This window comes from Gordonia metallireducens (genome assembly GCF_021245825.1).
Lineage (GTDB): Bacteria > Actinomycetota > Actinomycetes > Mycobacteriales > Mycobacteriaceae > Gordonia > Gordonia namibiensis.
Window position 1 is genome coordinate 83,161 of the sequence record NZ_JAJQJP010000018.1, and the last position, 6,387, is coordinate 89,547.

7 protein-coding genes and 1 pseudogene are annotated in these 6,387 nt (G+C 68.8%); 5 read left to right on the forward strand and 3 right to left on the reverse strand.

Features of this window, described 5'->3' with window-relative positions; all coding sequences use genetic code 11:
• Window positions 1-47: 47 nt before the first annotated feature.
• Window positions 48-1,055: an NAD(P)H-dependent glycerol-3-phosphate dehydrogenase gene (locus LQD00_RS06345; RefSeq protein ID WP_232716153.1), complete on the forward strand. Its 1,008-nt coding sequence runs from the start codon at window positions 48-50 to the stop codon at window positions 1,053-1,055.
• A gap of 35 nt (window positions 1,056-1,090) precedes the next feature.
• Here LQD00_RS06345 and LQD00_RS06350 read toward each other — a convergent pair whose 3' ends face one another.
• Together LQD00_RS06350 and LQD00_RS06355 are read right to left on the reverse strand one after the other, a co-directional pair.
• On the reverse strand, window positions 1,091-1,741 hold the full coding sequence (locus tag LQD00_RS06350; protein WP_232716154.1) for a DUF3515 domain-containing protein: 651 nt from the start codon (window positions 1,739-1,741) through the stop codon (window positions 1,091-1,093).
• 57 nt (window positions 1,742-1,798) lie between these two features.
• The gene (locus LQD00_RS06355; protein ID WP_006865726.1) at window positions 1,799-2,044 is read right to left on the reverse strand and encodes an Lrp/AsnC ligand binding domain-containing protein; all 246 of its coding nucleotides are present in this window, start codon (window positions 2,042-2,044) and stop codon (window positions 1,799-1,801) included.
• Window positions 2,045-2,213: 169 nt separating this feature from the next.
• Between LQD00_RS06355 and LQD00_RS06360 the strand changes: the two genes are divergently transcribed.
• From LQD00_RS06360 to LQD00_RS06375, 4 genes are read left to right on the forward strand one after another with little or no spacing between them, the layout of a single operon-like run.
• Window positions 2,214-3,260: a thiamine-phosphate kinase gene (locus tag LQD00_RS06360; RefSeq protein ID WP_232716155.1), complete on the forward strand. Its 1,047-nt coding sequence runs from the start codon at window positions 2,214-2,216 to the stop codon at window positions 3,258-3,260.
• A gap of 58 nt (window positions 3,261-3,318) precedes the next feature.
• On the forward strand, window positions 3,319-4,683 hold the full coding sequence (locus LQD00_RS06365) for a type I glutamate--ammonia ligase (protein WP_232716156.1): 1,365 nt from the start codon (window positions 3,319-3,321) through the stop codon (window positions 4,681-4,683).
• A 50-nt stretch (window positions 4,684-4,733) separates the two neighbouring features.
• Entirely contained in the window at window positions 4,734-5,255 is a 522-nt protein-coding gene (locus tag LQD00_RS06370; RefSeq protein WP_232716158.1) for a gamma carbonic anhydrase family protein, read from the forward strand.
• A gap of 40 nt (window positions 5,256-5,295) precedes the next feature.
• On the forward strand, window positions 5,296-5,979 hold the full coding sequence (locus LQD00_RS06375; RefSeq protein WP_006865730.1) for a uracil-DNA glycosylase: 684 nt from the start codon (window positions 5,296-5,298) through the stop codon (window positions 5,977-5,979).
• A gap of 188 nt (window positions 5,980-6,167) precedes the next feature.
• On the opposite strand, the pseudogene LQD00_RS06380 reads toward LQD00_RS06375, so the two are convergent.
• Window positions 6,168-6,387: pseudogene (locus LQD00_RS06380) on the reverse strand (IS110 family transposase); the annotation flags it as partial.

Below are 6,387 nucleotides of genomic sequence, written 5' to 3' on the forward strand. Positions count from 1 at the left end.
GGTAGTCGTTCGGTCCGGTGAAACGGACCCGGGGCAGGAGGAGTGCGGTGCGCGCGGCGGTCATGGGTGCTGGTTCCTGGGGTACGGCGGTGGCGAAGGTCCTCGTCGACGCGGGGACCGAGACGGTCATCTGGGCGCGACGCCCCGAACTGGCCGATGCGATCAACTCCGAACACGTCAATCCGAACTATCTGTCGGACATCACGCTTCCCGGAGAGCTCACTGCGACCAGCGACCCGGTCGAGGCCCTGGACGGCGCCGACATCGTCGTCTGCGGGGTGCCGTCGCAGTCCCTGCGGGAGAACCTCAAACAGTGGACCCCGCACATCGGCTCCGACGCGTCTCTGGTGTCGCTCGCCAAGGGCATCGAGACCAGCACGCTGCTGCGGATGAGCGAGGTCATCGCCGAGGTCACCGGAGTCCCCGACGACCGCATCGCCGTCCTCACCGGGCCCAATCTCGCGCACGAGGTCGCCGAAGGGCAGCCCGCCGCGACGGTCATCGCCTGCACCGACGAATCCCGCGCGGTCACCCTGCAGAGCGCCTTCAGCACTCGCTACTTCCGCCCGTACACCAACACCGACGTGATCGGCTGCGAGATCGGTGGCTCGGCGAAGAACGTGATCGCGCTGGCGTGCGGTATCGCCAGCGGCGTCGGGTTCGGCCAGAACACCCTCGCCACGATCATCACCCGCGGTCTCGCCGAGACCATCCGCCTCGGCGTTGCCGTCGGCGCAGAGATCGAGACGCTCGCCGGACTCGCGGGTGTGGGCGACCTGGTCGCGACCTGTTCGTCCCCGCTGTCGCGGAACCGGACCTTCGGTGCCCGGTTGGGCGAGGGAGCGACGATGGCCGAGGCGCAAGCGGCAACCAACGGACAGGTCGCCGAGGGAGTGAAGTCGTGTTCGTCCGTGCGCGCGCTCGCCGAGAAGCATCAGGTCCCGATGCCGCTCACGGATGCGGTGCACAAGGTGTGCCACGACGGGCAGTCGGTCGCCGACGCCATCAACTCACTGCTCGGCCGCAGAGCGAAGCCGGAGATCTACCGGGACTGAGGCCGTCGAACCGGTCCGCGGAATCCGTCGGCAGGTCAGCCGAAGTCGAGCGGGCCGCGATCGAGGGTCTGGTCGATCAGACCCGAGATGTCGGTGATCGGACCGTTCCCGGCGTTCGACGGAACCCACAGCGCGACGTAGGGACGATGGTCGACGCACACGTAGGCCTGACCGGAACCGTCGACGGTGTCGGTGATGAACCACTGCACACCGGCCTGGCCCGCGGCGTGGATCTCCTGCAGGTTGCTCGTCGGGGACAGTTCCGCCGGCCGGGTCACCCCGCAGCGGAGCGTCAGATCGTCGCCGGACCCGTCCGCGGGCCAGGTCGCCCGGTCCCCGGAGATCTCCTTGTCGCCGAATCCCTCGAAGGTCTGCGGCACCGCCTCGAGCAGTCGCGTGCAGTCCGCCGATGCGCTCCCGTCAGCCGCATAGGACTCGACAGGGTTCACCGCATCGGGGCGCAGCGCGGCGAACGCGATGAACCCCGCGATCACCATGATCGGGATGGCGACGAGGGTCGCGATGAGCGCAGGACTCAGCCGTGAATCGGCGCCGTAGCGCTCGTCGGCGGTGGGGTCCTCGGTGGCCACGGCGTCACCATCACCGGCAGGGGCGCCGGCGACCGGGTCGTCCGCCTTGTCGTCCACGGGATCCTGTGGGGTGTCATCCGAACCTGCTGACGTCACGCCACCACATTAGGAGCCATCCAGGTCCGGGCCGACGCCGGGACCAGCAGAACCGGACTAGCGGGTGTTGGAGACCACCGGGCAGGTCAGGGTGCGGGTGATCCCGTCGACCTTCTGGATCTGAGGGACCACGTTCTCGGTGAGCTGTGTGGCATCGGCGGCATCCACCCGGACGATCACGTCATAGGGTCCGCTGACCTCCTCGGACGAGGCGACCCCCGAGATCTCGGCGATCGTCGCCGCCGCCAGGGCGGCTCTCCCGACCTCGGTCTGGATCAGTATGTATGCCTGAACCACGGACATCCTCTCCGTTTGTGCCCCATCGCCGACGCGGCTGTCGAATCCGGCGGCCATGGGCGCTGCGCGGCGAACACCGTTCGCCGTGAGCCCAATACACTGTGGCACACATTGTCACCGACAAACCCGCTCACGCGCGACTCAAAGCGGACCCGACGAGAGTGAGACCCGACAAGTGACCTCCGACGACGTCGGCACAGACCGATCCGACCCCGTCGGCATCGACAGATCCGACTCCGTCGGGCAGATCGGCGAGCGGGCCGTGATCGCCGCACTCACGGCGGCGGCGACCGCAGCCGGACCGGCCGACGACATCGTGATCGGTTCGGGTGACGACGCGGCCGTCCTCGACATCGGCGGTTCGGCGGTCATCAGCACCGACACCGTGGTCGAGGGACGGCATTTCCGGTTCGACTGGTCGACGCCGCAGCAGATCGGGGCGCGGGCGGTGGTCCAGAGTTCGGCCGACGTCGCCGCGATGGGTGGCCGGACGACGGGACTGGTCGTGTCGATCGCCTGCCCGGCTGCGACGCCCGTGGGCGTCATCCTCGACCTCAACGACGGGGTCGTCGGCGCCGCACATGCGCTGGGCGCACGAGTTCTCGGCGGCGACCTGGTGGCGGCGGAGCAGGTGGTCGTGAGCGTCACCGCGGTCGGGGCACTCGAAGGTCGACGGCCGGTGTCGCTGGGCGGCGCCCGCCCGGGGGACGTGCTCGCCGTGAGTGGTTTCCTGGGCGCGAGCGCTGCCGGGCTGGCGGTGTTGTCGACGCCAGGCGTCGACGATTCGCAGTGGCCCGAAGTCGTTGCTCTGCATCGTGTTCCGATGCCCGACCTGAGCCAGGGTCCCGTCGCGGCCGCTTCCGGAGCGCATGCGATGACCGACATCTCCGACGGTCTCGTCGAAGAACTGATCACCATGTCGCGGGCCGCGGAGGTGGCCATGGTCGTCGAGGTCGAAGCGGTACCGCGACGACCCGACCTGGCCCGGCTGGCAACGGAGCTCGGAGCCGATGTGGACGAATGGGTTCTGACGGGCGGCGAGGATCATCACCTGCTCGCGGCCTTCGACGCCGCGTCGGTGCCCGACGGGTGGACCGTGATCGGATCGGTCCGCACGGCCACATCATCGACCCCGGAGGTGTGGGTCGACGGTCGGCGCGTCGGTGGGCCCGACGGACCAGACTTGCACGGGTGGCAGTCGTTCGCCGCCCCGCGCGGATGATGTGCCGAATCCGCGCGGTTCCGCCACCGGAACCGCCGCGCTCCACGACACTGTGGACATGGGCTCGCGATCCGATTCCGTCGGCGACACGTCGTCGTCGATCCTCTTCGCGACCGTCGTCAACCCGGCCGGACTGACGCTGGCGAAGACGGTCACCCCGGAACGCGTGCCGGTGTTCGCATCGGTGGGACTCGGTGCCAGCCCGTCGTGGCACGCCTTCGCGATCGACCAGACCGGGATCGCGTTCAGCGACGAGGTCGGGGTGGTGGGGGACCAGCGCATCCGGATCGATCTCGATGCGCGGGTGGATCTGGACGCGACGCTGAGTTGGGCGCCCGGTGAGTTCTTCGGCCTCACCGGGGATCCGGTGCCGCAGTGTGCCCGTGGCACCTTGCGACGTGTCGTCGCCGAACTGGCCGACGCCGGGCTGCACGCCATGGTGGGTCACGAACTCGAGTTCGTTCTCGTCGCCGCGGACGGATCGCCGCTGCCGTCCGCCCCGTGGACCCCGTATGGCGCGGTCGGACTGCTGGAGTACGAGGAGTTCGTGCGTGACGTCCTCGTCTCCTGCCGTGCCGCGGGCATCACCGTCGAACAGTTGCATCCGGAGCATGCGCGATGGCAGTTCGAGGTCTCGCTCGGTCCGGCGGACCCCGTCACCGCCGCCGATCGGCTCGTGCTCACGCGGCTCATCATCGGTCGCATCGCCCGCAAACACGGTCTGCGCGCAAGCTTCTCGCCGAAACCCTTCGCCGACGAAGCGGGATGCGGGGCCCATCAACATGTCTCGCTGCACCGCGGGGATCGGCCACTGTTCTCCGGCGGAACCGGCGTCGCCGGGATGACGCCCGACGGTGCGCACGCACTCGCCGGCATCGTCGATGCGCTCCTGGAACTGCAGGGAGTGTTGTGCGGGTCGGTGGTGTCCGGGTTGCGCATGCTGCCCGGTCAGTGGGCGGGTGCGCACGTCTGCTGGGGTGTGGAGAACCGCGAAGCGGCGGTGCGGCTGGTCCGGGAGGACTCGGCCCACGGCACGAGTGTCACTGGAGCGCAGGGTGATACATCGGATGTTCGCGGGCGGGGTGCCAACGTCGAGGTGAAGATCACCGACCCGTCGGCGAACGTGTACTTCGCCACGGCCGCCATCCTGGGCGCGGCGGCGGCCGGCATCGAGCGGGAGGCCACCCTGCCGCACGAGGTCGGGGTCGACCCGCGAACCCGTGCAGCCGGGGAGCGAACGCTGCTCTCCACCGATCAGGGGGAGGTCGTCGATCGGATGGACGTGTCGCCGCTGCTGCGCGGAATCCTGGGCGACCCGGCGGTCGACGCGCTCGTGGCGGTCCGCCGGTACGAGGTCATCCACATCCCGGACCACACCCCCGAGGCACTCACCGAACGGTTTCGGCTGGCCTGGAGCGTGTGACCGGCGCGGGTGGGCTCGGACCGCTGTCGGTACGTGGCTAGAGTCTCGGTATGGCGATCTACGCACTCGACGACCGCGAGCCCGTTCTGGGCAACGACACCTATGTCCATCCCGATGCGGTGGTGATCGGAGCCGTCACCCTCGGTGACGGCGTCTCGGTGTGGCCGGGGGCCGTCCTGCGCGGCGACTACGGCACCATCACCATCGGCGAGCGCAGCAACATCCAGGACGGCACGGTCATCCACTGCACCGTCTTCGAACCGACCGTGATCGGTGCGCGCTGCGTCGTCGGACACAATGCGCACATCGAGGGCGCCACCATCGGCGACGACTGCCTCATCGCCTCCGGGTCGGTGGTCCTCAACGGTTCGACGATCGGCAACGGTGCGATCGTCGGAGCCGGCGCCGTCGTCCCGTTCAAGTTCGACGTGCCGCCGCGCCGCATGGCTCTCGGCGTGCCCGCCCGCCTGCGGGAGAACTACGAGGTCCCCGAAGGCCACACCGACCTCAACAGCGAGATGTACTTCCAGAACGCCCAGTACTACCGCAAGTCGCTGCGGCGACTCGACTGACACGAATGACCACACCGATGGGACCGATGGGGAGACCGGAGTGACCGCACCGACCAAACCGCTCGCCGAGATCATCGACCCCGGCTGGGCCGAGGCCCTCGCCCCGGTCGAGCCGATCATCACCGAGATGGGCCAGTTCCTGCGCAACGAGATCGCCGAGGGACGCCGCTATCTGCCCGCCGGGCAACACATCCTGCGGGCCTTCACCCGGCCGATCGACGACGTGCGCGTGCTCATCGTCGGGCAGGACCCGTACCCGACCCCGGGACATGCTGTCGGACTGAGCTTCTCCGTGGCCCCCGACGTACGTCCGATCCCGCGATCACTGGCCAACATCTACACCGAGTACTGCTCCGACCTCGGGTATCCGATGCCGAGCAACGGCGACCTCACCCCCTGGGCCGACAACGGCGTGCTGCTGCTGAACCGCGTCCTGACGGTCGCGCCCGGGGAGCCCGCATCGCACCGCAAGAAGGGCTGGGAAACCGTCACCGAATGCGCGATCAAGGCACTCGTCGCCCGCGACGAACCGCTCGTCGCGATCCTCTGGGGCAAGGACGCCGCCTCGCTGCAGGAATGGTTGCCCGACGTCCCGACCATCGTCTCCGCACACCCGTCACCGCTGTCCGCATCGCGCGGCTTCTTCGGATCGCGCCCGTTCAGCCGGGCCAACGAGGAGCTCGCCGACCTCGGCGCCGACCCGGTGGACTGGCGATTGCCCTGACCTCGCTCCCCGGGAGCGATGCGCGTCGGCCACCCCTCGCTCCCCGGAGCGATGACGTCGGCCACCGCGCGCTCCCTGAGGTGTGAGGAGCGATAGCGGCGGCTACCCCTCGCTCCCTGAGGTGTGAGGAGCGATAGCCGCCGGGCTGAGTAGCGACGAAGGAGCGTATCGAAGTCGACGAGATGGTCCTATAGCTTGTCCAGTGCTCCGAGGTCGGTGGTGAGGTCTTTGAAGACTTCGCGGGCGACGTAGCGTTTGAGGCAGCGGATGATGTCTTTCTTCGTTTTGTGTTCGGCGGAACGGCGTTCGACGTAGGCGCGGGTGGGTGGATGGTTTTTCATCCGGCCGACCACGATCATGTGCAGGGCGCTGTTGGCTTGCCGGTCACCACCTCGGTTGAGTCGGTGA

Excerpts from the sequence above, each read along its gene's own strand:
- LQD00_RS06355 (WP_006865726.1), bottom strand. The coding sequence starts at position 2,044 with ATGTCCGTGGTTCAGGCATACATACTGATCCAGACCGAGGTCGGGAGA.
- LQD00_RS06365 (WP_232716156.1), top strand. The coding sequence starts at position 3,319 with ATGGGCTCGCGATCCGATTCCGTCGGCGACACGTCGTCGTCGATCCTC.
- LQD00_RS06370 (WP_232716158.1), top strand. The coding sequence starts at position 4,734 with ATGGCGATCTACGCACTCGACGACCGCGAGCCCGTTCTGGGCAACGAC.